We start from the raw sequence: 21,670 nt of genomic DNA, 5'->3' as shown, positions 1-21,670 counted from the left end.
CGAGTGGTCGACTACAACGTCAAGGTTCGCGTCAAGGCGGACAACTCCGGCGTCGACCTTGCAAACGTCAAGATGTCCATGAACCCCTTCTGCGAAATCGCCGTGGAAGAGGCCGTGCGCCTGAAAGAGAAAGGCCTGGCCACCGAGATCGTCGCTGTCGCCGTCGGCCCGACCGCCGCCCAGGAGCAACTGCGCACCGCGCTGGCGCTGGGTGCCGACCGCGCCATCCTGGTCGAGACCAGCGATGAGCTGAATTCCCTGGCCGTGGCCAAGGCCCTGAAGGCCCTCGTCGACAAGGAGCAGCCGCAGCTGGTGATCCTTGGCAAGCAGGCCATCGACAGTGACAACAACCAGACCGGCCAGATGCTGGCTGCGCTGACCGGCTACGCCCAGGGCACCTTCGCCTCCAAGGTGGAAGTGGCTGGCGACAAGCTCAACGTCACCCGCGAGATCGATGGCGGCCTGCAGACCGTCGCGCTGAACCTGCCGGCGATCGTCACCACCGACCTGCGCCTGAACGAGCCACGCTACGCGTCGCTGCCGAACATCATGAAGGCCAAGAAGAAGCCGCTGGAGACCGTGACGCCAGACGCGCTGGGCGTTTCCACCGCCTCCACCACCAAGACCCTGAACGTCGAAGCGCCGGCTGCCCGCAGCGCGGGTATCAAGGTCAAGTCGGTGGCCGAACTGGTCGAGAAGCTGAAGAACGAAGCGAAGGTAATCTAAATGACTATCCTGGTTGTCGCTGAACACGAGAACGGTGCCGTTGCCCCGGCCACCCTGAACACTGTCGCCGCTGCCGCCAAGATCGGTGGTGATGTGCACGTCCTGGTCGCAGGCCAGAACGTCGGTGGCGTCGCTGAGTCCGCCGCCAAGATCGCCGGCGTTGCCAAGGTGCTGGTCGCGGACAACGCCGCCTACGCCCACGCCCTGCCGGAAAACGTCGCGCCGCTGATCGTCGAGCTGGCGAGCGGCTACAGCCACGTGCTGGCCCCAGCCACCACCAACGGCAAGAACATCCTGCCGCGCGTCGCCGCGCTGCTGGACGTCGACCAGATCTCCGAGATCATCGCGGTCGAATCCGCCGACACCTTCAAGCGCCCGATCTACGCCGGTAACGCCATCGCCACCGTGCAATCGAGCGCTGCGGTGAAAGTCATCACCGTGCGTACCACCGGCTTCGACGCCGTGGCCGCCGAAGGGGGTTCGGCTGCCGTTGAAACCATTGGCGCTGCCCACGACGCCGGCAAGTCGGCCTTCGTTGGCGAAGAACTGGCCAAGTCCGACCGCCCAGAGCTGACCGCTGCCAAGATCGTCGTTTCCGGCGGCCGTGGCATGGGCAACGGTGACAACTTCAAGCACCTGTACGCCCTGGCCGACAAGCTCGGTGCTGCGGTTGGCGCCTCGCGCGCGGCGGTCGACGCAGGCTTCGTGCCGAACGACATGCAGGTCGGCCAGACCGGCAAGATCGTCGCCCCGCAGCTGTACATCGCCGTGGGTATCTCCGGCGCGATCCAGCACCTGGCGGGCATGAAGGATTCCAAGGTGATCGTCGCGATCAACAAGGACGAAGAAGCACCGATCTTCCAGGTCGCCGACTACGGCCTGGTCGCCGACCTGTTCGAGGCGGTGCCTGAGTTGGAAAAGCTGGTCTGATCCAGCGGCTTCACTTATAAAGAAGCCCGGCCCCTGCGAGGGGGTCGGGTTTTTTTATGCGCCGGCCCTATAGCGGGGCGCATGGACCAAGGAGTAACCCATGGAGTTTCGCCCAAGCCTCAGGCGCCTGGCCTGGTCGCTGGCGCTGCTGTCGCCCATCACCCTGGCCGCCGGCAAATGCGAAAAGCTGGTCGCCACCGGCAGCCCGGACGCGCCCCCCTATTCCTGGCAAGACCCGAAAGACCCCAAGCACCTGATCGGCGCCAACGTCGACCTGCTGCGCCAGGTCGCCACCGAACTGGGCGTGAGCGTCGAGGTGCTGCACGCTGGCCGCCGAGAGCAGGCCTTGGAGGAGGTACGCAGCGGGCGCATGGACCTGCTGCTGGACACGCCCATGCAGGTCGCCCAGCTGACGGCCCTGGACTACCTCCACCCACCGCTGCAGCTCAATGAATACCTGGTCTGGACCCGCCACGACTCGGCGCTGGACTTCGACGGCCCCGCCGACCTTGCCCGTTACCAGGGCAGCCTTTCGGAAAAGGCCCGCTTGACCCCGGCTTTCGAGACGTTCGCCAAGGCCCAGCTCAAGCTGGTGCCGGCACAGAACCTGACCCAGGCGTTCCAGAAGCTGGTGCTCGGCCAGGTCGACTATGTGCTCGCCGGGCGTTACTCCGGCATGGCCATGACCCAGAGCCTGGGGGTGGCCAAGGACCTTGTGCCGCGCGGCCTGCCGGTGGATCGCCCGGGGTTGTACCTGGCCATCTCGCATAACTCGGCCTGCAACGATGCCTGGCTGCGTGGGCAATTGACGAAAAAGCTGACAGAATTGCCGATCTCCGGCGTGTCCGAGGTTGTGCTGCAGCGTAATGTCGAGCGCTGGAAAACGCAGATGCAAGCGACCGCGGACGCCCCCAAACAGTAGGAAGATTGCGTGAGAACCCAACCCCTGATCCTTGCCTTGGCCGTGCTCGGCCTGGCCGGTTGTGCCAATGACCCTGCGCCCCTCGAGCAGATGCGGCTGTCCGAACAGGCTCTGGAGCAAGCCAAGGCGGTCGGCGCCACCGACCAGGTCGCCGAGCTGCAACTGGCCGAAGACAAGCTTGCCCGCGCCAAGACCAACATGACCACCGAGGATTACCGTGACGCGCGTATGCGCGCCGAGCAGGCCGAGCTGGACGCGCGCCTGGCCGAGGCGCGGGTGCTGACGCAAAAGAGTGAGGAGCAGCTCGACCTGCTGCAAACCCGGGTCAAGCGCCTGCGCAAGCAGTTGGAGGTGCAGCCATGAGCCGCTTCCAGCCGCTGGCCGCGCTGGCATTGGTTGCGCTGGTCGGGTTGCAGGGTTGCGCCAGTCAGCGCAGCGAATCGGCGCTGGATGACGCCAGTGCCGCGTTCCAGAAGGTCAAGGACGATTCCGACGTGCTGCGCAGCGCGCCGCGCGACGTGATCCGCGCTGGCGAGTCGCTGGGCCGGGCTGAGCGCCTGTCCAGCTACATCGGTACCGGCGCCGACGTGCGCCACTATGCCTACCTGAGTCAGCGCTACAGCGAGATCGCCCGCGAGCACGCCAAGCTGGCGCTGAACCAGGAACGCCTGGCCAAGCTCGACCTGGAGCGCCAGCGCCTGCAACTGGCCCTGCGCGAAGCCAAGCTGGCCAGCGTGCAACAGCAGGGCAAGTGGGTCGAGTCGCAGATCGCCGCCCTGGCCTCCGAGCAGGCTGATCGCGGCTTGGTGATGACCCTGGGCGACGTGCTGTTCGACACCGGTCAGGCGGACTTGAAGAACTCCGCCAGCCGCACCGTGCTCAAGCTGGTGCAGTTCCTTCAGCTCAATCCACGGCGGGTGGTGCGCATCGAGGGTTACACCGACAGCACCGGCGCGCCGGAGGACAACCTCAAGCTGTCCCGTGACCGCGCCCAGTCGGTGGCCGACATGCTGGTCGACCTGGGCATCAACGAGAAGCGTATCCAGGTCGAGGGTTACGGCGACCAGTACCCGGTCGAGGCCAACGCCTCGGAGCGGGGCAGGGCGCAGAACCGCCGGGTGGAGATCGTGTTCTCCGACGAGAAGGGCAAGCTCGCGGCACCACGCTGAGGGCTCGACGCTCGGGGCTGTGCGCCCCGTCGCGGCAGAAGGCCGCTCCCACAGGCGCGTGGGAGCGGCCTTCTGCGTTTTGGCGCTATCACGCAACTGTAATGTCGACTATCCTCGAATCTGTCCCAGTACACTTCGCAACTGTTACGGTATTCTGTCTCGACCGATAAGAACAACGGCCCGACCGCGCCTCGAGAACCACCATGACCAACCTGCTGTTGTACCAGCGCATTGCCCAGCAACTGGCCGATGACATCCGTCGCGGTGTCTACCAACCAGGCGAGCGCGTGCCGTCCGTGCGCAAGATGAGCGCGCAGCTCAATGTCAGCCATGCCACGGTGTTGCAGGCCTATGCCAACCTCGAGGATCAGGGGCTGATCCGTGCACGCCCGCAGTCTGGCTACTACGTGCACCAGACCCCGGCGCTGACCGCGCAGACCCCGGACATCGCCCGGGTCGAGCGCCCTGGCCTGGTCACCCGGGCCAGCATCATCCAGCAGGTGCTCACCGAAGCCCGCCGCGATGGCGTGTTCCCCTTCGGCGCAGCGGTGCCGCATGTCGACTACCTGCCGGTGCGCGCGCTGCACCAGCAAATCTCCAAGGTCACCCGCTTCCACAGTCCACGGGCGTTCAGCTACATGTTCAGCCCGGGCTTCGAGCCGCTGCGCCGGCAGATCGCCATTCGCATGCGCGACGCCGGTGTGCTGGTCGACCCGCGTGAGGTGGTGGTTACCCACGGCTGCGTCGATGCCCTGCAAATGGCCCTGCGTGTGCTGACTCGGCCGGGCGACCTGATCGCCGCCGAGTCGCCGGCCTATTATGGCCTGCTGCAACTGGCCGACCTGCTGGGGTTGAAGGTCATCGAGATTCCCAGCGACCCGTCCACCGGCATCAGCCTCGAGGCGCTGCAACTGGCGGCCAACCAGTGGTCGATCAAGGCTCTGGTGTTGACCACGCGCCTGAGCAACCCGCTTGGCGGCACCATCCCCGAGGAGCGGCAGAAGCAGCTGCTGCGCCTGGCCTCGGACTTCGACATCCAGATCGTCGAGGACGACATCTATGGCGAGTTGATGTTCGAGCAGGGCCGCACCAAGGCGCTCAAGGCCTTCGACCGCCTTGATCGAGTGATCTACTGTTCGAGCTTCTCCAAGACCCTGTCGCCGGGCGTGCGCGTGGGTTGGATGATCCCTGGGCGCTACCAGGACGAAATCCAGCGCTTGCAGATGTTCACGACCCACTCGGCCTGCAGCGTGACGCAGATGGGGGTGGCCGCATACCTGGAGAACGGCGGCTACGATCGCCACCTGCGCTACATCCGCCAGGAGTACCGCAAGAACCTCAGTGCCTACCAGTTGGCGGTGCAGCAGCACTTCCCGGAAGGCACGCAGATGACCCGGCCCACCGGTGGCTTCATCCTCTGGGTGAGCCTGCCGGGGCGGGTCAATACCCAGGAGCTGCACGTGCGTGCGCTGGAGCAGGGCATCAGCATCGCGCCGGGGCTGATCTTCAGCAACACCGAGCAGTTCAACCACTGCATCCGCCTCAACTGCGGCATCCCGTGGAGCAAGGAGGCTGAGCGCGCGGTGCTCACGCTTGGGTTGCTGGCCCATCAATTGTGTCGAGAGTCTACAGGATCACTGTTGTAGGCTTGTCAGATGCTCGGGGAAGGGGGAGCATACGCGCTTTCACTGTCTGCTCTCGATGCCCATGAGTCCGATTCGCCTCTTCGTCCTGATCCTGTGCATGGCGTTGCCTTGGTTGCCCGGGGCGAGTGTGCAGGCCGCGCAGCCGCAGGCCAAGGCCGAGGCGAGCCAGGGCAGGGTCGGCAAGGCGCCGGTCAAAGCGCCTACCAAGAGCAAGCCCAAGCCGAAGCCGAAAACGGTCAGCAAGGCCGTGTCCAAGCCGCTGCCCGCGCCGAAGCTCGACCTCAGCCTGCCTGCCGATATGGTGAGGAACCTCAAGCCTGACGTCGGTGACGCACCGTCACCACGCAAGCCCCTGTTGCCCTCTATGTTCCCGCAGGCCCCGCCGCCCGATAACAGCCCGTTTCAGCTCAACGGCCGGTTGATCAGCAACGAAATGCAGTTGCAGATGCGCAACGACAGCCGTCGCGACGTCGAAGGGGCGGCCATCGATTTCGAATTCCGCAACTGACTGCCGGGTCACTTGCAGTTTCACCTGTCCGGTAATTTCAAACGTATGTTTGAGCGGTTAGTATCCAGGGATGTTCGTCCCGTTCTGCTCCAGGAGTCCTGTTGTCATGAAGTGTCGTGAGGGCTGCGGTGCCTGCTGCATTGCCCCGTCCATCAGTTCGCCGATCCCTGGCATGCCCCAGGGCAAGCCGGCGGGCGAGCGTTGCCTGCACCTGTCCGTGGAAAACCTCTGCGCCCTGTTCGGCAAACCCGAACGGCCGAAGGTCTGTGGTGGGTTCAAGGCGGAGGTGGAGGTCTGCGGCAACGATCGTGACGAGGCCATTCGCATCATTGGCTGGTTGGAGCAGATGACGGCGGCGTGACGGGTTGGATCTTCGACAACAAGGAACAAGACCATGAGATCGATCAAGCGTATCGCACTGTTGTGTGGCATGGGTGTCGTGCTGGCCCCGGCGGCCTGGGCCGAGAACTGGCAGGTGGCCAAGGACGAGGAGGGCATAAAGGTATCGCTCAGCGAGGTGGCGGGCTCCAAATACAAGGCCTACCGGGGTGTGACGGTGATCAAGGCGCCGCTGGCCAAGGTCAAGGCGTTGCAGGAGGATGTGGTGGGTGCCTGCCAGTGGGTGCACGAGTGCAAGTCGCAGAAGCTGCTCAAGCACGAGGGCGACCAGAGCTGGACCTACACCCAGTTCAACACCCCGTGGCCGGTGACCCCGCGTGATTCGATCCTGCACGTGACCACCACCCAGGAGGCCGATGGCAGCCTGACCCGCAAGCTCGAGGGTGAGCCTAAGTACCTGCCGGAGGAAGCGGGCTTCGTGCGCGTGGCGCAAGTCCAGGGCTTCTGGGAGCTGGTGCCCAAGGGCGACAGCACCGAGGTGACCTACCAGGTGCACACCGAACCAGGTGGTAGCGTGCCTTCATGGTTGGCGAACAAGTTCGTGGTGGATGCGCCGTTCAATACCCTCAAAGGCTTGCGTGCCAAGGCTGAAGGCCGCTGATGGTGAGTCCGACCTCCTGCTGAGAGGTCGGATGCCTCAATTGCTCACGGCGGGTTGTATCGGTTGGATCTCCTTGGTCCTTTGGCTGCCCAGGGCACTGATGACTTTGTTCCTGACGGCGGAAAAATCTTCGGTGCGTTTGAATGTAGCCGTGGTCAATCTCGCCAGTACGGGAGTGCGCACCGCGGCGTAATTCGTTTGGTTCAGCCAGTCTTCGTTGAAACTCGAGGCGCAGGAGTAGAGCAGGCTCTTGAAGTGAAGTTTGTCCTTTTCGTGGCTGCTGGCGATCGCCAGTTTGACGTGAAGCACGCCGTCGAGTGCTCGCGTGCAGTGAGGCTGCAAGTCCCGTATCGTTTCAATGGATAATTGCTTCAGGACGTCAGAGAGTTCCTGCTCGGAAGGCTCGAGCGTTTCCTTTATCTGCGAGATGGCATCGAAGGGGGTGGTCAGGCTTTCCACCGTGCTTCTGGATGATGCCAGGGTCCAGTGCAGTTTGCTCAAGCTGGTCACGCATGCTCTGGCCCAGTCGTCAGCCTCGTCGAAGGGGTCGTATTGACGGCTTGCAAACAATTGCGCAAATAAAATGGTGTCGAGTATGTCCTGGCGATGTATCACGTCCGCAGTGTTCGAAAGGTGCACGATGGCGCCAGCCGCTCTATACAAGGTACGTGTGTCGTCCATGATGCATTCCTTGATCGAGGGGTCAGAGGTCCAGCGAGTCAAAAAACTTGTTCGTGCTCTCGCCTAGTATTTCCTTGAGCCGGCTTTCGATGTTCTTGTAGTGCGCGTAGTTAAGTGTCCACTCGTTGGCGGCGTGGCTCAGGCTGGCCTGGTTGAGTGTCCAGCTCCAAAACCAGAGGCCGCCACTGGCGTTGCTGTGTTCATAGATCATCGCGTGGTTGTACATCACGACGTCGTCACCACTTTGCATGGTGGGTAGGATGTGGAAGGCGCCCGATGAGCCGGAGTTGGAAGAGGCCTGAAGTTTTGAAAGCGTTTCACCGTCATTTTTCAGTGCGTTGATGGTTGTACTGGTCAGTTCGGCAATGAGTGCGGCGTTAGGGCCCGCAGCCAGCTTGACCAGCTCGATCGCCACGTTCTCCATGCTCAATTCCAGGTTGCTGTTTTTGTAGCGGGTGATCTTGTTGTTCGAGCCAATCCAGCCTGCGTTTTTCAGTGCTTCGTTGTAGGCCCCGTACCACTCCATGCGCTGATTGACATGGTCGAACTTCTTGTCGGCGACGAATTGGGCGAGTAGGGTCGAGTATTTGACTGCCTCTTTGAACTGGCTATCGAGGTTTGAGGTGAAGGCGATCAGCTGTGATTTGATGATGCCTGCGTTGGCGTTGGCGTTGGCGTTGGCGTTGGCGTCGGGGGTCGGGGTGTCGACGGCGTGGGCGGTGTCGAGAGTGTCGCGACGTACGCGGATCGATGGAAGTTGATCCAGATAGGCCAGGGCGTTTTCGATATTCATGTTACGGTCCTTTGAGTCACTGATGAGATTGCATGTGGTGCAATGCGGGTGGATCATCTCGTGTCAGTGGGGTAGGGCCGCAGCGGGAAGTGCTTCTTCCGTTAGATTAAGAGGGTTGTAAATGAAAAGCCCCGGCATGGTTGCCGGGGCTTTTCATTCGCTGCAAGAAGATCGCTTATTTGCGGTCCTTCAGGTCGACGATGTCGCGCTGCGGCTCACCGGTGTACAACTGGCGCGGGCGGCCAATCTTGTACGGGCCGGAGAGCATTTCCTTCCAATGCGAGATCCAGCCGACGGTACGTGCCAGGGCGAAGATCACGGTGAACATGCTGGTCGGAATGCCGATCGCCTTGAGGATGATCCCCGAGTAGAAGTCGACGTTCGGGTACAGCGAGCGCTCGATGAAGTACGGATCGGTGAGGGCGATCTCTTCCAGGCGCATGGCCAGTTCCAGCTGCGGGTCGTTCTTGATGCCCAGCTCGCTGAGCACTTCGTCGCAGGTCTGCTTCATCACGGTGGCGCGCGGGTCGCGGTTCTTGTACACGCGGTGACCGAAGCCCATGAGCTTGAACGGGTCGTTCTTGTCCTTGGCCTTGGCGATGAACTTGTCGATGTTCGAGACATCGCCGATTTCATCCAGCATGGTCAGCACTGCTTCGTTCGCGCCGCCGTGGGCCGGGCCCCACAGCGCGGCGATACCGGCTGCGATACAGGCGAACGGGTTGGCGCCCGAAGAGCCCGCCAGGCGCACGGTGGAGGTCGAGGCGTTCTGCTCGTGGTCGGCGTGGAGGATGAAGATCCGGTCCATCGCCTTGGCCAGCACCGGGCTGATCGGTTTGATCTCGCACGGGGTGTTGAACATCATGTGCAGGAAGTTCTCCGCGTACGACAGGTCGTTGCGCGGGTACATCATCGGCTGGCCCATGGAGTACTTGTAAACCATCGCTGCCAGGGTCGGCATCTTGGCGACCAGGCGAACCGCGGAGATTTCGCGGTGTTGCGGGTTATTGATGTCCAGGGAGTCGTGGTAGAACGCCGACAGCGCGCCGACCACGCCGCACATCACCGCCATCGGGTGAGCGTCGCGGCGGAAGCCGTTGAAGAACGACTTCAGCTGCTCGTGAACCATGGTGTGGTTCTTCACGGTGCTGACGAACTGGGCCTTCTGCTCGGCATTCGGCAGTTCGCCGTTGAGCAGCAGATAGCAGGTTTCGAGGTAGTCCGATTTTTCGGCGAGCTGTTCGATCGGGTAGCCGCGGTGCAGCAGCACGCCCTTGTCGCCGTCGATGTAGGTGATCTTCGACTCGCACGAGGCGGTCGCCATGAAGCCGGGGTCGAAGGTGAAGTGACCGGTTGCCCCCAACCCGCGGACGTCGATTACATCGGGACCAACGGTGCCGGTTAAAATGGGCAGCTCGACGGGGGCATTGCCCTCGATGACCAACTGCGCTTTTTTGTCAGCCATGTGGCCTCCTATTAATGCTTGAAATCATCAGACAGGCCCCCCACGCAGGGCCCGCACCACTATAGAGGGATAAATTCGAATGTCAATTTACCTAAAGGCTGCTTGAAACCCTCTCCAAGCCACGGTTTTTCGTGAATTTTCCGGGCGTTTACGCCTTTTGTTCGGTAAAGGCAATGCGCTATTTGGGCTAGCCCCTTACGTTGTCATAAGCAGCCTAACTGTCTATACTCGGCAGCCGACCGCCAGGGGCTTGCAAGCCCGAACTGCTGGGGGTCGCCGTTCCCTGGGTGGTGGGTACCTGACCAGTACACTAACCAACAACCTTGCCCTGTTAGCTAGGGGCTCTTCAGTGTGAAAAAAGCCGTGAAAAGCCAACGACCTGTAAACCTAGACCTAAGGACCATCAAACTCCCGATCACCGCCTACACCTCCATTCTTCACCGTATCTCCGGCGTCATCCTGTTCGTCGGTCTGGCCATCATGCTCTATGCACTGGGCAAGTCGCTGGGTTCGGAAGAGGGGTTTGGCGAGGTTAAAGCGTGCCTGACCAGCCCGCTGGCCAAATTCGTGATCTGGGGCCTGCTGTCCGCCTTGCTGTATCACCTGGTGGCCGGCGTGCGCCACCTGATCATGGACATGGGCATCGGCGAAACGCTGGAAGGCGGCAAGCTGGGCTCGAAAATCGTGATCGTCATCTCCGTGGTGGTGATCGTTCTGGCGGGAGTTTGGGTATGGTAACCAATGTCACGAACCTGTCGCGTTCGGGCCTCTATGACTGGATGGCGCAGCGCGTATCTGCGGTCGTTCTCGCGGCTTATTTCATCTTCCTGATCGGCTACCTCGTGGCGCACCCGGGCATCGACTATGCCCAGTGGCACGCCCTGTTCTCCAACAACGCGATGCGGATCTTCAGTCTGCTGGCCCTCGTTGCCCTGGGCGCCCACGCCTGGGTCGGCATGTGGACCATCGCCACCGACTACCTGACGCCGATGTCGTTCGGCAAGTCGGCGACTGCGATCCGTTTCCTGTTCCAGGCTGTATGCGGCGTTGCGATGTTCGCTTACTTCGTCTGGGGTGTGCAGATTCTCTGGGGTATCTGATTCATGGCTAACATTCCAACGATTTCCTTCGACGCCATCATCATTGGTGGCGGCGGTGCCGGCATGCGTGCCGCGCTGCAGCTGGCGCAAGGCGGCCACAAGACCGCAGTCGTCACCAAGGTCTTCCCGACCCGCTCGCACACCGTTTCCGCCCAGGGCGGCATCACCTGCGCCATCGCTTCGGCCGACCCGAACGACGACTGGCGCTGGCACATGTACGACACCGTCAAGGGTTCCGACTACATCGGTGACCAGGACGCGATCGAATACATGTGTCAGGAAGGCCCGGCCGCGGTCTTCGAGCTGGACCACATGGGCCTGCCGTTCTCGCGTACCGAAACCGGCCGTATCTACCAGCGTCCGTTCGGTGGCCAGTCCAAGGACTTCGGCAAGGGCGGCCAGGCCGCGCGTACTTGCGCGGCGTCCGACCGCACCGGTCACGCACTGCTGCACACGCTCTATCAGGGCAACCTGAAAGCCGGCACCACGTTCCTCAACGAGTACTACGCCGTTGACCTGGTGAAGAACCAGGACGGCGCCTTCGTCGGTGTGATCGCGATCTGCATCGAAACCGGCGAAACCATGTACATCAAGTCCAAGGCCACCGTGCTGGCCACTGGCGGTGCGGGCCGTATCTACGCCTCCACCACCAACGCCCTGATCAATACCGGCGACGGTATCGGCATGGCCCTGCGTGCCGGCGTGCCGGTGCAGGACATCGAGATGTGGCAGTTCCACCCGACCGGCATCGCCGGCGCTGGTGTGCTGGTCACCGAAGGTTGCCGCGGTGAGGGTGGCTACCTGATCAACGCCCACGGCGAGCGCTTCATGGAGCGTTACGCGCCGAACGCGAAGGACCTGGCCGGCCGCGACGTGGTCGCCCGTTCCATGGTCAAGGAAATCATCGCCGGCAACGGCGTGGGCCCGAACAAGGACCACGTGCTGCTGAAGCTGGACCACCTGGGCGAGGAAGTGCTGCACAGCCGCCTGCCAGGCATCTGCGAACTGTCCAAGACCTTCGCCCACGTCGACCCAGTGGTCGCGCCGGTTCCGGTCGTGCCGACCTGCCACTACATGATGGGTGGCGTTGCCACCAACATTCATGGCCAGGCCATCACCATGGACGCCGACGGCAAGGATCACATCATCCCGGGCCTGTTCGCCGTGGGTGAAGTGGCGTGCGTATCGGTTCACGGCGCCAACCGCCTGGGCGGCAACTCGCTGCTCGACCTGGTGGTCTTCGGTCGCGCCGCTGGTCTGCACCTGGAGAAGGCGCTGAGCGATGGCGTCGAGTACCGCGATGCCAGCGACACCGATGTCGACGTTGCCCTGAACCGCCTGAACAAGCTCAACGAGCGCACCAGCGGCGAAGACGTCGCCAGCCTCAAGCGTGAGCTGCAAAGCTGCATGCAGAACTACTTCGGTGTATTCCGTACCGGCGAATACATGCAGAAGGGTATCGAGCAACTGGCTGGCCTGCGTGACCGCATCGCCAACGTCAAGATCAACGACAAGTCCCAGGCCTTCAACACCGCGCGTATCGAAGCGCTGGAGCTGCAGAACCTGCTGGAAGTCGCCGAAGCGACCGCCATCGCGGCGGAAGCCCGTAAAGAGTCCCGCGGCGCGCACGCCCGTGAAGACTTCGAAGACCGTGACGACGAGAACTGGCTGTGCCACACCCTGTACTACCCGGGTGAGAAGCGCGTCGCCAAGCGTGGCGTCAACTTTGCGCCGAAGACCGTTCCTGCCTTCGAACCAAAAGTCCGGACTTACTAAGGGTGGCCGCTATGTTGAAAGTCGAAGTTTATCGTTACAACCCGGACACCGACTCGGCGCCCAAGATGGAGTCGTTCGACGTCGATACCGGCGGCAAGGACTTGATGGTGCTGGACGTCCTGGCGCTGATCAAGGAGAAGGACGAGGGCTTCTCGTACCGTCGCTCCTGCCGTGAAGGCGTGTGCGGTTCCGATGGCATGAACATGAACGGCAAGAACGGCCTGGCCTGCATCACCCCGCTGTCGGGTGTGGTCAAGGGCAACAAGCTGGTGCTGCGTCCGCTGCCAGGTTTGCCGGTCATTCGTGACTTGGTCGTCGATATGAGCATCTTCTACAAGCAGTACGAGAAGGTGAAGCCGTTCCTGCAGAACGACACGCCGGCGCCGGCCATCGAGCGCCTGCAGTCGCCGGAGGATCGCGACAAGCTGGACGGTCTGTACGAGTGCATCCTGTGCGCCTGCTGCTCGACCTCGTGCCCATCGTTCTGGTGGAACCCGGACAAGTTCCTGGGCCCCGCCGCACTGCTGCAGGCCTACCGTTTCCTGGCCGACAGCCGCGACACCAAGACCCAGGAGCGCCTGGCGTCCTTGGATGACCCGTTCAGCGTATTCCGCTGCCGCGGGATCATGAACTGCGTGAACGTCTGCCCGAAGGGTCTGAACCCGACCAAGGCAATCGGTCATGTACGTAACATGCTGCTGCAAAGCGGCACCTGATACAAAGCGTTGTACCTGCAGTAAGCCGAGGTGCGGGCGGTGAGCCCGCACCGAGGTAAAACCCGAGCAAGGGCTCAAAAAGCCCGCGCTCATTACCTATGAAGATATGAGACCAGCAGGGGCTTCCGGGCTGGTACCCGGAAAATCTGCAGGATCCAGGTGGCGTGGTTCAGTCGCTGTGTTCGGACTTTTCCAGGTTTGCTGTGGCTCTTGCCGATCGTCCCCTAACCGAGGGTGACCAAGCATGCAAGAAAGCGTGATGCAGCGCATGTGGGAAAGCGCCCACCTTTCAGGTGGTAACGCTGCATATGTGGAAGAGCTCTACGAGCTTTACCTGCACGACCCTAACGCTGTGCCAGAAGAGTGGCGCACTTACTTCCAGAAGTTGCCCGCCGACGGCAGCACCGCTACCGATGTATCGCACTCTACAATCCGCGACCATTTCGTACTGCTGGCAAAGAACCAGCGCCGCGCCCAACCGGTTTCCGCCGGGAGCGTGAGCAGTGAACACGAGAAGAAGCAGGTTGAAGTGCTGCGACTGATCCAGGCCTATCGTATGCGCGGTCATCAGGCTGCCAAGCTCGACCCGTTGGGGTTGTGGCAGCGCCCTGCGCCCGTAGACCTGTCGATCAATCACTACGGCTTGACCAATGCCGACCTTGATACGACCTTCCGTGCCGGCGACCTGTTCATCGGCAAAGAGGAAGCGAGCCTACGCGAAATCTCCGAAGCGCTGCAGAAGACATATTGTCGCACCATCGGCGCAGAGTTCACCCACATCGTCGATTCCGAGCAGCGCAGCTGGTTCCAGCAGCGTCTGGAAAGCGTGCGTGGTCGTCCTGAATTCTCCGTCGACGTGCAGACCCACCTGCTCGAGCGCGTGACCGCGGGCGAGGGGCTGGAGAAGTACCTGGGCACCAAGTACCCGGGCACCAAGCGCTTCGGCCTGGAAGGCGGCGAGAGCCTGATCCCGATGCTGGACGAAATGATCCAGCGCTCCGGCTCCTACGGCACCAAGGAAGTGGTGATCGGCATGGCCCACCGGGGCCGCCTGAACGTGCTGGTCAACACCTTCGGCAAGAACCCGCGCGAGCTGTTCGACGAGTTCGAAGGCAAGAAGATGAACGAGCTGGGCTCCGGTGACGTGAAGTATCACCAGGGCTTCTCCAGCAACGTGATGACCCCCGGTGGCGAAGTCCACCTGGCCATGGCGTTCAACCCCTCCCACCTGGAAATCGTCTCGCCAGTGGTGGAAGGTTCGGTGCGCGCCCGTCAGGATCGTCGCAACGACACCGTCGGTGACAAGGTTCTGCCGATCTCGATCCACGGTGACGCCGCGTTCGCCGGCCAGGGCGTGGTCATGGAAACCTTCCAGATGTCGCAGACCCGCGGTTTCAAGACCGGCGGCACCGTGCACATCGTGATCAACAACCAGGTCGGTTTCACCATCAGCAACCCGCTGGACTCGCGCTCCACCGAGTACGCCACCGACGTTGCCAAGATGATCCAGGCGCCGATTCTGCACGTGAACGGCGACGACCCGGAAGCCGTGCTGTTCGTCACCCAGCTGGCCATCGATTACCGCATGCAGTTCAAGCGTGACGTGGTCATCGACCTGGTCTGCTACCGTCGTCGCGGCCACAACGAGGCCGACGAGCCGAACGGCACCCAGCCGCTGATGTACCAGCAGATCGCCAAGCAGCGCACCACCCGTGAGCTGTACGCCGACGCCCTGATCCAGTCCGGCCGCATCGACACCGAGCGCGCCCAGGCCAAGGTCGACGAGTACCGCAACGCGCTGGACAACGGCCTGCACGTGGTCAAGAGCCTGGTCAAGGAGCCGAACCGCGAGCTGTTCGTCGATTGGCGTCCGTACCTGGGCCACGCCTGGACCGCGCGTCACGACACCCGCTTCGACCTCAAGACCCTGCAGGACCTGTCGGCCAAGCTGCTCGAGCTGCCGGAAGGTTTCGTGGTCCAGCGCCAGGTCTCGAAGATCTACGAAGACCGCCAGAAGATGCAGGCCGGTGGCTTGCCGATCAACTGGGGTTACGCAGAGACCATGGCCTACGCCACGCTGCAGTTCGAAGGTCACCCGATCCGCATGACCGGCCAGGACATCGGCCGTGGCACCTTCTCGCACCGTCACGCGGTGCTGCACAACCAGAAGGATGCCAGCACCTACGTGCCGCTGCAGAACCTGTTCCCGGGCCAACCGAAGTTCGAGCTGTACGATTCCTTCCTTTCGGAAGAAGCCGTGCTGGCCTTCGAATACGGCTACTCGACCACCACGCCGAACGCGTTGGTGATCTGGGAAGCCCAGTTCGGTGACTTCGCCAACGGCGCCCAGGTGGTGATCGACCAGTTCATCACCAGCGGCGAGCACAAGTGGGGCCGCCTGTGCGGTCTGACCATGCTGCTGCCGCACGGCTACGAAGGCCAGGGCCCCGAGCACTCCTCGGCGCGTCTTGAGCGCTACCTGCAGCTGTGCGCCGAGCACAACATCCAGGTGTGCGTGCCGACCACCCCGGCGCAGATCTACCACCTGCTGCGTCGCCAGGTCATCCGACCGCTGCGCAAGCCGCTGATCGTGCTGACGCCGAAGTCGCTGCTGCGCCACAAGCTGGCCATCTCGACCTTGGAAGACCTGGCCGAAGGCTCGTTCCAGACCGTGATCCCGGAAGTCGACACCCTCGACCCGGCCAAGGTCGAGCGCCTGGTGCTGGCCAGCGGCAAGGTCTACTACGACCTGCTGGAAAAACGCCGTGCAGAAGGCCGCGAAGACATCGCCATCGTGCGTATCGAGCAGCTGTATCCGTTCCCTGAGGACGACCTGGTCGAAATCCTGGCGCCGTACACCAACCTCAAGCATGCGGTGTGGTGCCAGGAAGAACCGATGAACCAGGGCGCCTGGTACAGCAGCCAGCACCACATGCGCCGTATCCTGGGCCGCCACAACAAGGCACTGGTCCTGGAATACGCCGGCCGCGACGCATCCGCCGCGCCAGCCTGTGGTTACGCATCGAAGCACGCCGAACAGCAGGAAAAACTGCTGCAAGACGCGTTCACTGTCTAACGCCTTCGCGCACCTGAAACCGAATTTAAGGAAACACTGATAATGGCTATCGAGATCAAAGCCCCAACCTTCCCGGAATCGGTTGCCGATGGCACCGTTGCCACCTGGCACAAGAAGCCGGGCGAAGCCGTCAAGCGTGACGAGCTGATCGTCGACATCGAGACCGACAAGGTCGTCCTGGAAGTGCTGGCCACCGCCGACGGCGTGCTGGGCGACATCGTCAAGGGCGAGGGCGACACCGTCCTGTCCGACGAGGTGCTGGGTTCTATCGTTGAAGGCGGCGCCGCTGCCGCTCCAGCCGCCGCTCCAGCGGCTGCCGCGCCGGCCGCCGCTGCCGCCGACGCTGGCGAAGACGACCCGATCGCCGCGCCAGCCGCGCGCAAGCTGGCTGAAGAGAACGGCATCGACCTGGCGACCGTCGCCGGCACCGGCAAAGGTGGCCGCGTGACCAAGGAAGACGTCGTCGCCGCCGTCGCCAACAAGAAGTCGGCCCCGGCCGCTGCTCCGGCTGCCAAGCCTGCCGCCGCTGCCGCTGCTGCTCCGGTCGTTGTCGCCGCTGGCGACCGCACCGAGAAGCGCGTGCCGATGACCCGCCTGCGTGCCAAGATCGCCGACCGTCTGGTAGAAGCCCAGTCGACCATGGCCATGCTGACTACCTTCAACGAAGTCGACATGACCGAAGTCATGGCCCTGCGTTCGAAGTACAAGGACCTGTTCGAGAAGACCCACAACGGCGTGCGCCTGGGCTTCATGTCGTTCTTCGTGAAAGCCGCCACCGAAGCCCTGAAGCGCTTCCCGGCAGTCAACGCCTCGATCGATGGCAACGACATCGTCTACCACGGCTACGCGGACGTCGGCGTAGCCGTCTCCAGCGACCGTGGCCTGGTGGTACCGGTGCTGCGCAACGCCGAGTCGATGAGCCTGGCGGAAATCGAGAACGGCATCGCCACCTTCGGCAAGAAGGCCCGTGACGGCAAGCTGGCCATCGAAGAGATGACTGGCGGTACCTTCACCATCACCAACGGTGGTACCTTCGGCTCGATGATGTCGACCCCGATCGTCAACCCGCCGCAAGCCGCGATCCTGGGCATGCACAACATCATCCAGCGTCCGATGGCGATCAATGGCCAAGTGGTCATTCGCCCGATGATGTACCTGGCGCTGTCCTACGACCACCGCCTGATCGACGGCAAGGAAGCGGTAACCTTCCTGGTGACCATCAAGAACCTGCTGGAAGACCCGGCTCGTCTGCTGCTGGACATCTAACGCACAGCTGCAAGCTGCAAGCGGCAAGCTTCAGGTAGAAGCTGGTCGTTCTTGCGGCTTGCAGCTTGAAGCTTGACGCTTAAAAGGAAATTGTTATGACCCAGAAATTCGACGTGGTAGTGATTGGTGCGGGCCCTGGCGGCTACGTGGCCGCGATCAAGGCCGCTCAGCTCGGCCTTTCGACCGCCTGCATCGAGAAATACACCGACGCCGAGGGCAAGCTGGCCCTGGGCGGTACCTGCCTGAACGTGGGTTGCATTCCTTCCAAGGCCCTGCTGGACAGCTCCTGGAAGTACAAGGAAGCCAAAGAGAGCTTCAACGTCCACGGCATCTCCACTGGTGAAGTGAAGATGGACGTCGCCGCGATGGTTGGCCGCAAGGCTGGCATCGTCAAGAACCTGACCGGTGGCGTTGCCACCCTGTTCAAGGCCAACGGCGTGACCTCGATCCAAGGCCACGGCAAGCTGCTGGCCGGCAAGAAGGTCGAAGTCACCAAGCCTGACGGTTCGGTCGAAGTCATCGAAGCCGAGAACGTGATCCTGGCTTCCGGCTCGCGTCCGATCGACATTCCGCCGGCCCCGGTCGACCAGAACGTCATCGTCGACTCCACCGGTGCCCTGGAGTTCCAATCGGTACCCAAGCGCCTGGGCGTGATCGGTGCTGGCGTCATCGGCCTGGAGCTGGGTTCGGTCTGGGCTCGCCTGGGTGCCGAAGTGACCGTGCTGGAAGCGCTGGACACCTTCCTGATGGCTGCCGACACCGCCGTGTCGAAAGAGGCCCAGAAGACCCTGACCAAGCAAGGCCTGGACATCAAGCTGGGCGCGCGCGTCACCGGCTCGAAAGTCAACGGCGACGAAGTCGAAGTGACCTACACCAACGCCGAAGGCGAGCAGAAGATCGTCTTCGACAAGCTGATCGTTGCGGTCGGCCGTCGTCCGGTGACCACTGATCTGCTGGCCGCCGACAGCGGCGTGAACATCGACGAGCGTGGCTACATCTTCGTCGATGACTACTGCGCTACCAGCGTGCCGGGCGTCTACGCCATCGGCGACGTGGTGCGTGGCATGATGCTGGCACACAAAGCCTCTGAAGAGGGCATCATGGTCGTCGAGCGCATCAAGGGCCACAAGGCCCAGATGAACTACGACCTGATCCCGTCGGTCATCTACACCCACCCGGAAATCGCCTGGGTCGGCAAGACCGAACAGGCCTTGAAGGCCGAAGGCGTTGAGGTTAACGTGGGCACCTTCCCGTTCGCGGCCAGCGGCCGTGCGATGGCGGCCAACGACACCGGTGGTTTCGTCAAGGTCATCGCCGACGCCAAGACCGACCGCGTCCTGGGTGTGCACGTGATTGGCCCATCGGCTGCCGAACTGGTGCAGCAAGGCGCGATCGCAATGGAATTCGGCACCAGTGCCGAAGACCTGGGCATGATGGTGTTCAGCCATCCGACCCTGTCCGAAGCGCTGCACGAAGCCGCGCTGGCCGTGAATGGCGGTGCCATCCACGTGGCCAACCGTAAGAAGCGTTAATTATAAGAAACCACGGCGGCCTGCCCGTCGTGGGTCTTGCGTGCAAGACTCACCGCGGAATGTCCGCCGGACCGGGCCACCGGAAAATCCGGGGTTAACGGTCACAGGTGGCGCGGCGCCAGTAATGGCGCAGCGCCGAAGCGCAGTACCTAACGAAGACGGTAAAAAGCATGAATCTTCACGAGTATCAGGGTAAACAGCTGTTCGCTGAGTACGGCCTGCCAGTTTCCAAGGGTTTCGCTGTAGACACCCCTGAGCAAGCCGCAGAAGCCTGCGAAAAGATCGGCGGTTCCGAGTGGGTTGTCAAAGCCCAGGTCCACGCTGGTGGTCGCGGTAAGGCGGGCGGCGTCAAGCTGGTTCGCAGCAAGGAAGACGCCAAGGCGTTCGCTGCGCAATGGTTGGGCAAGAATCTGGTGACCTACCAGACCGATGCCAACGGTCAGCCAGTCTCCAAAATCCTGGTCGAATCCTGCACTGACATCGCCAAGGAACTGTACCTGGGCGCGGTCGTCGACCGTTCGAGCCGTCGCATCGTGTTCATGGCTTCCACCGAAGGTGGCGTGGACATCGAGAAAGTCGCTCACGAAACTCCTGAGAAGATCCTCAAGGCTACCATCGACCCGCTGGTCGGCGCCCAGCCGTTCCAGGGTCGTGAGCTGGCGTTCCAGCTGGGCCTGGAAGGCAAGCAAGTTCAACAGTTCGCCAAGATCTTCGTTGGCCTGGCCAAGCTGTTCAAGGATCACGACCTGGCCCTGCTGGAAGTGAACCCGCTGGTCATCAAGGCCGACGGCGACCTGCACTGCCTCGATGCCAAGATCAACATCGACGCCAACGCGATGTACCGTCAGCCGAAGCTGAAGACCTTCCACGACCCGTCGCAGGACGACGCCCGTGAAGCCCACGCCGCCAAGTTCGAACTGAACTACGTTGCCCTGGAAGGCAACATCGGCTGCATGGTCAACGGTGCCGGCCTGGCCATGGGTACCATGGACATCGTCAACCTGCACGGCGGCAAGCCAGCCAACTTCCTCGACGTAGGTGGTGGCGCTACCAAAGAGCGCGTGACCGAAGCCTTCAAGATCATCCTGTCCGACAGCAATGTCGCGGCCGTACTGGTCAATATCTTCGGTGGTATCGTTCGCTGCGACATGATTGCCGAAGGCATCATCGGCGCGGTGAAAGAAGTCGGCGTTAAAGTGCCGGTGGTTGTTCGCCTCGAAGGCAACAACGCCGAACTGGGCGCTAAAGTACTGGCAGAAAGCGGTTTGAACATCATTGCGGCAACCAGCCTGACCGACGCTGCTCAACAAGTTGTCAAAGCTGCGGAGGGCAAGTAATGAGCGTCCTGATCAATAAAGACACCAAAGTCATCTGCCAGGGCTTCACCGGCTCGCAAGGTACTTTCCACTCCGAACAAGCCATCGCCTACGGCACCAAGATGGTTGGCGGCGTGACCCCAGGCAAGGGTGGCACCACCCACCTGGGCCTGCCGGTGTTCAACACCGTCAAGGAAGCCGTTGAAGCCACTGGCGCCGACGCTTCGGTCATCTACGTTCCGGCTCCGTTCTGCAAGGACTCGATCCTGGAAGCGGCCTTCGGCGGCATCAAGCTGATCGTCTGCATCACCGAAGGCATTCCTACCCTGGACATGCTGGATGCCAAGGTCAAGTGCGACGAGCTGGGCGTGACCCTGATCGGCCCGAACTGCCCAGGCGTCATCACTCCGGGCGAGTGCAAGATCGGCATCATGCCAGGTCACATCCACCTGCCAGGCAAGGTCGGTATCGTTTCGCGTTCCGGCACCCTGACCTACGAAGCGGTCAAGCAGACCACCGACGCCGGCTTCGGCCAGTCGACCTGCGTCGGTATCGGTGGCGACCCGATCCCGGGCTCGAACTTCATCGACATCCTGAAGCTGTTCCAGGAAGACCCGAAGACCGAAGCGATCGTCATGATCGGTGAGATCGGCGGTTCGGCCGAGGAAGAAGCCGCGGCCTACATCAAGGCCAACGTCACCAAGCCTGTCGTTTCCTACATCGCCGGCGTTACCGCTCCGGCTGGCAAGCGCATGGGCCACGCTGGCGCCATCATCTCCGGCGGCAAGGGCACTGCGGACGAGAAGTTCGCCGCCCTGCAGGACGCCGGTGTGAAAACCGTGCGTTCCCTGGCTGACATCGGCAAGGCCCTGGCCGAGCTGACTGGCTGGGAAGCCAAGAAGTAATACACTGCCCCCACGCAGTGCAAAGGCCACCTTCGGGTGGCCTTTGTGTTTTTGGGCGTCTATTAAGGGCCCTATCACGGGACGAACTCGCGATGAAGCCCTCGCGGATACCCTAAAACGCCTGATCAAACCGATAGGAGTTT

At 62.3% G+C, this 21,670-nt stretch carries 21 protein-coding genes; 18 read left to right on the top strand and 3 right to left on the bottom strand.

Translation table 11 applies throughout. From position 1 onward, the window contains the following. The 9 genes from P0Y43_RS21460 to P0Y43_RS21420 all read left to right on the top strand — a co-directional run. A partial coding sequence (locus P0Y43_RS21460) for an electron transfer flavoprotein subunit beta/FixA family protein (protein WP_275638789.1) occupies positions 1-726 on the top strand: 726 nt, incomplete at its 5' end. Then, entirely contained in the window at positions 727-1,656 is a 930-nt protein-coding gene (locus tag P0Y43_RS21455; RefSeq protein ID WP_275639281.1) for an electron transfer flavoprotein subunit alpha/FixB family protein, read from the top strand. 100 nt (positions 1,657-1,756) lie between these two features. After that, positions 1,757-2,578, top strand: coding sequence for a substrate-binding periplasmic protein (locus tag P0Y43_RS21450; RefSeq protein WP_275639280.1), 822 nt, complete (start codon positions 1,757-1,759; stop codon positions 2,576-2,578). Between the two features lie 9 nt (positions 2,579-2,587). Beyond that, positions 2,588-2,941: a DUF4398 domain-containing protein gene (locus P0Y43_RS21445; RefSeq protein WP_275639279.1), complete on the top strand. Its 354-nt coding sequence runs from the start codon at positions 2,588-2,590 to the stop codon at positions 2,939-2,941. Then, entirely contained in the window at positions 2,938-3,747 is an 810-nt protein-coding gene (locus P0Y43_RS21440) for an OmpA family protein (RefSeq protein WP_275639278.1), read from the top strand. Before P0Y43_RS21445 ends, P0Y43_RS21440 begins: the two co-directional genes overlap by 4 nt. 203 nt (positions 3,748-3,950) lie before the next feature. Continuing rightward, complete coding sequence (locus P0Y43_RS21435) at positions 3,951-5,393, top strand: PLP-dependent aminotransferase family protein (RefSeq protein ID WP_275639277.1); 1,443 nt, start codon at positions 3,951-3,953, stop codon at positions 5,391-5,393. A 61-nt stretch (positions 5,394-5,454) separates the two neighbouring features. Continuing rightward, a complete protein-coding gene (locus P0Y43_RS21430; protein WP_275639276.1) occupies positions 5,455-5,901 on the top strand; it encodes a hypothetical protein in 447 nt (148 codons plus the stop codon). Positions 5,902-6,007: 106 nt separating this feature from the next. Then, positions 6,008-6,262 carry a YkgJ family cysteine cluster protein gene (locus P0Y43_RS21425; RefSeq protein ID WP_275639275.1) on the top strand — a complete coding sequence of 85 codons (255 nt, stop codon included), beginning with the start codon at positions 6,008-6,010 and terminating at the stop codon, positions 6,260-6,262. Between the two features lie 33 nt (positions 6,263-6,295). After that, a complete protein-coding gene (locus P0Y43_RS21420; protein ID WP_275639274.1) occupies positions 6,296-6,901 on the top strand; it encodes an START domain-containing protein in 606 nt (201 codons plus the stop codon). A 36-nt stretch (positions 6,902-6,937) separates the two neighbouring features. Here P0Y43_RS21420 and P0Y43_RS21415 read toward each other — a convergent pair whose 3' ends face one another. The 3 genes from P0Y43_RS21415 to gltA form a co-directional block, all read right to left on the bottom strand. Continuing rightward, on the bottom strand, positions 6,938-7,582 hold the full coding sequence (locus P0Y43_RS21415) for a hypothetical protein (protein WP_275639273.1): 645 nt from the start codon (positions 7,580-7,582) through the stop codon (positions 6,938-6,940). Positions 7,583-7,604: 22 nt separating this feature from the next. Continuing rightward, positions 7,605-8,375 (bottom strand): hypothetical protein, encoded by a 771-nt coding sequence (locus P0Y43_RS21410; protein ID WP_275639272.1) that lies wholly within the window; start codon positions 8,373-8,375, stop codon positions 7,605-7,607. 175 nt (positions 8,376-8,550) lie between these two features. Next, the gene (gene gltA, locus P0Y43_RS21405) at positions 8,551-9,840 is read right to left on the bottom strand and encodes a citrate synthase (protein WP_275639271.1); all 1,290 of its coding nucleotides are present in this window, start codon (positions 9,838-9,840) and stop codon (positions 8,551-8,553) included. Positions 9,841-10,191: 351 nt separating this feature from the next. On the opposite strand from gltA, the gene sdhC reads away from it, so the two are divergent. From sdhC to sucD, 9 genes are all read left to right on the top strand, one after another. Then, the gene (gene sdhC, locus P0Y43_RS21400; protein ID WP_275639270.1) at positions 10,192-10,578 is read left to right on the top strand and encodes a succinate dehydrogenase, cytochrome b556 subunit; all 387 of its coding nucleotides are present in this window, start codon (positions 10,192-10,194) and stop codon (positions 10,576-10,578) included. Next, a complete protein-coding gene (sdhD, locus tag P0Y43_RS21395) occupies positions 10,572-10,940 on the top strand; it encodes a succinate dehydrogenase, hydrophobic membrane anchor protein (protein WP_275639269.1) in 369 nt (122 codons plus the stop codon). The genes sdhC and sdhD overlap by 7 nt, the downstream gene beginning before the upstream one ends. Positions 10,941-10,943: 3 nt before the next feature. Then, the gene (sdhA, locus tag P0Y43_RS21390) at positions 10,944-12,716 is read left to right on the top strand and encodes a succinate dehydrogenase flavoprotein subunit (protein WP_275639268.1); all 1,773 of its coding nucleotides are present in this window, start codon (positions 10,944-10,946) and stop codon (positions 12,714-12,716) included. Between the two features lie 11 nt (positions 12,717-12,727). Further along, positions 12,728-13,432: a succinate dehydrogenase iron-sulfur subunit gene (locus tag P0Y43_RS21385; RefSeq protein ID WP_012315348.1), complete on the top strand. Its 705-nt coding sequence runs from the start codon at positions 12,728-12,730 to the stop codon at positions 13,430-13,432. Between the two features lie 244 nt (positions 13,433-13,676). Next, on the top strand, positions 13,677-16,508 hold the full coding sequence (locus P0Y43_RS21380; protein ID WP_275639267.1) for a 2-oxoglutarate dehydrogenase E1 component: 2,832 nt from the start codon (positions 13,677-13,679) through the stop codon (positions 16,506-16,508). A 42-nt stretch (positions 16,509-16,550) separates the two neighbouring features. Next, a complete protein-coding gene (odhB, locus tag P0Y43_RS21375) occupies positions 16,551-17,774 on the top strand; it encodes a 2-oxoglutarate dehydrogenase complex dihydrolipoyllysine-residue succinyltransferase (RefSeq protein WP_275639266.1) in 1,224 nt (407 codons plus the stop codon). 95 nt (positions 17,775-17,869) lie between these two features. Then, positions 17,870-19,306 carry a dihydrolipoyl dehydrogenase gene (gene lpdA / locus P0Y43_RS21370; protein WP_275639265.1) on the top strand — a complete coding sequence of 479 codons (1,437 nt, stop codon included), beginning with the start codon at positions 17,870-17,872 and terminating at the stop codon, positions 19,304-19,306. Between the two features lie 170 nt (positions 19,307-19,476). Continuing rightward, positions 19,477-20,643 carry an ADP-forming succinate--CoA ligase subunit beta gene (gene sucC / locus P0Y43_RS21365; RefSeq protein WP_194790987.1) on the top strand — a complete coding sequence of 389 codons (1,167 nt, stop codon included), beginning with the start codon at positions 19,477-19,479 and terminating at the stop codon, positions 20,641-20,643. Continuing rightward, a complete protein-coding gene (gene sucD, locus P0Y43_RS21360) occupies positions 20,643-21,527 on the top strand; it encodes a succinate--CoA ligase subunit alpha (protein ID WP_016393102.1) in 885 nt (294 codons plus the stop codon). Before sucC ends, sucD begins: the two co-directional genes overlap by 1 nt. The last annotated feature ends 143 nt before the right edge of the window (positions 21,528-21,670 follow it).

The organism is Pseudomonas entomophila (genome assembly GCF_029193575.1).
GTDB classification, from domain to species: Bacteria; Pseudomonadota; Gammaproteobacteria; order Pseudomonadales; family Pseudomonadaceae; genus Aquipseudomonas; species Aquipseudomonas entomophila_G.
Note: the sequence above shows the minus strand (reverse complement) of the source record. Positions and strands in the feature narration are given on the sequence as shown.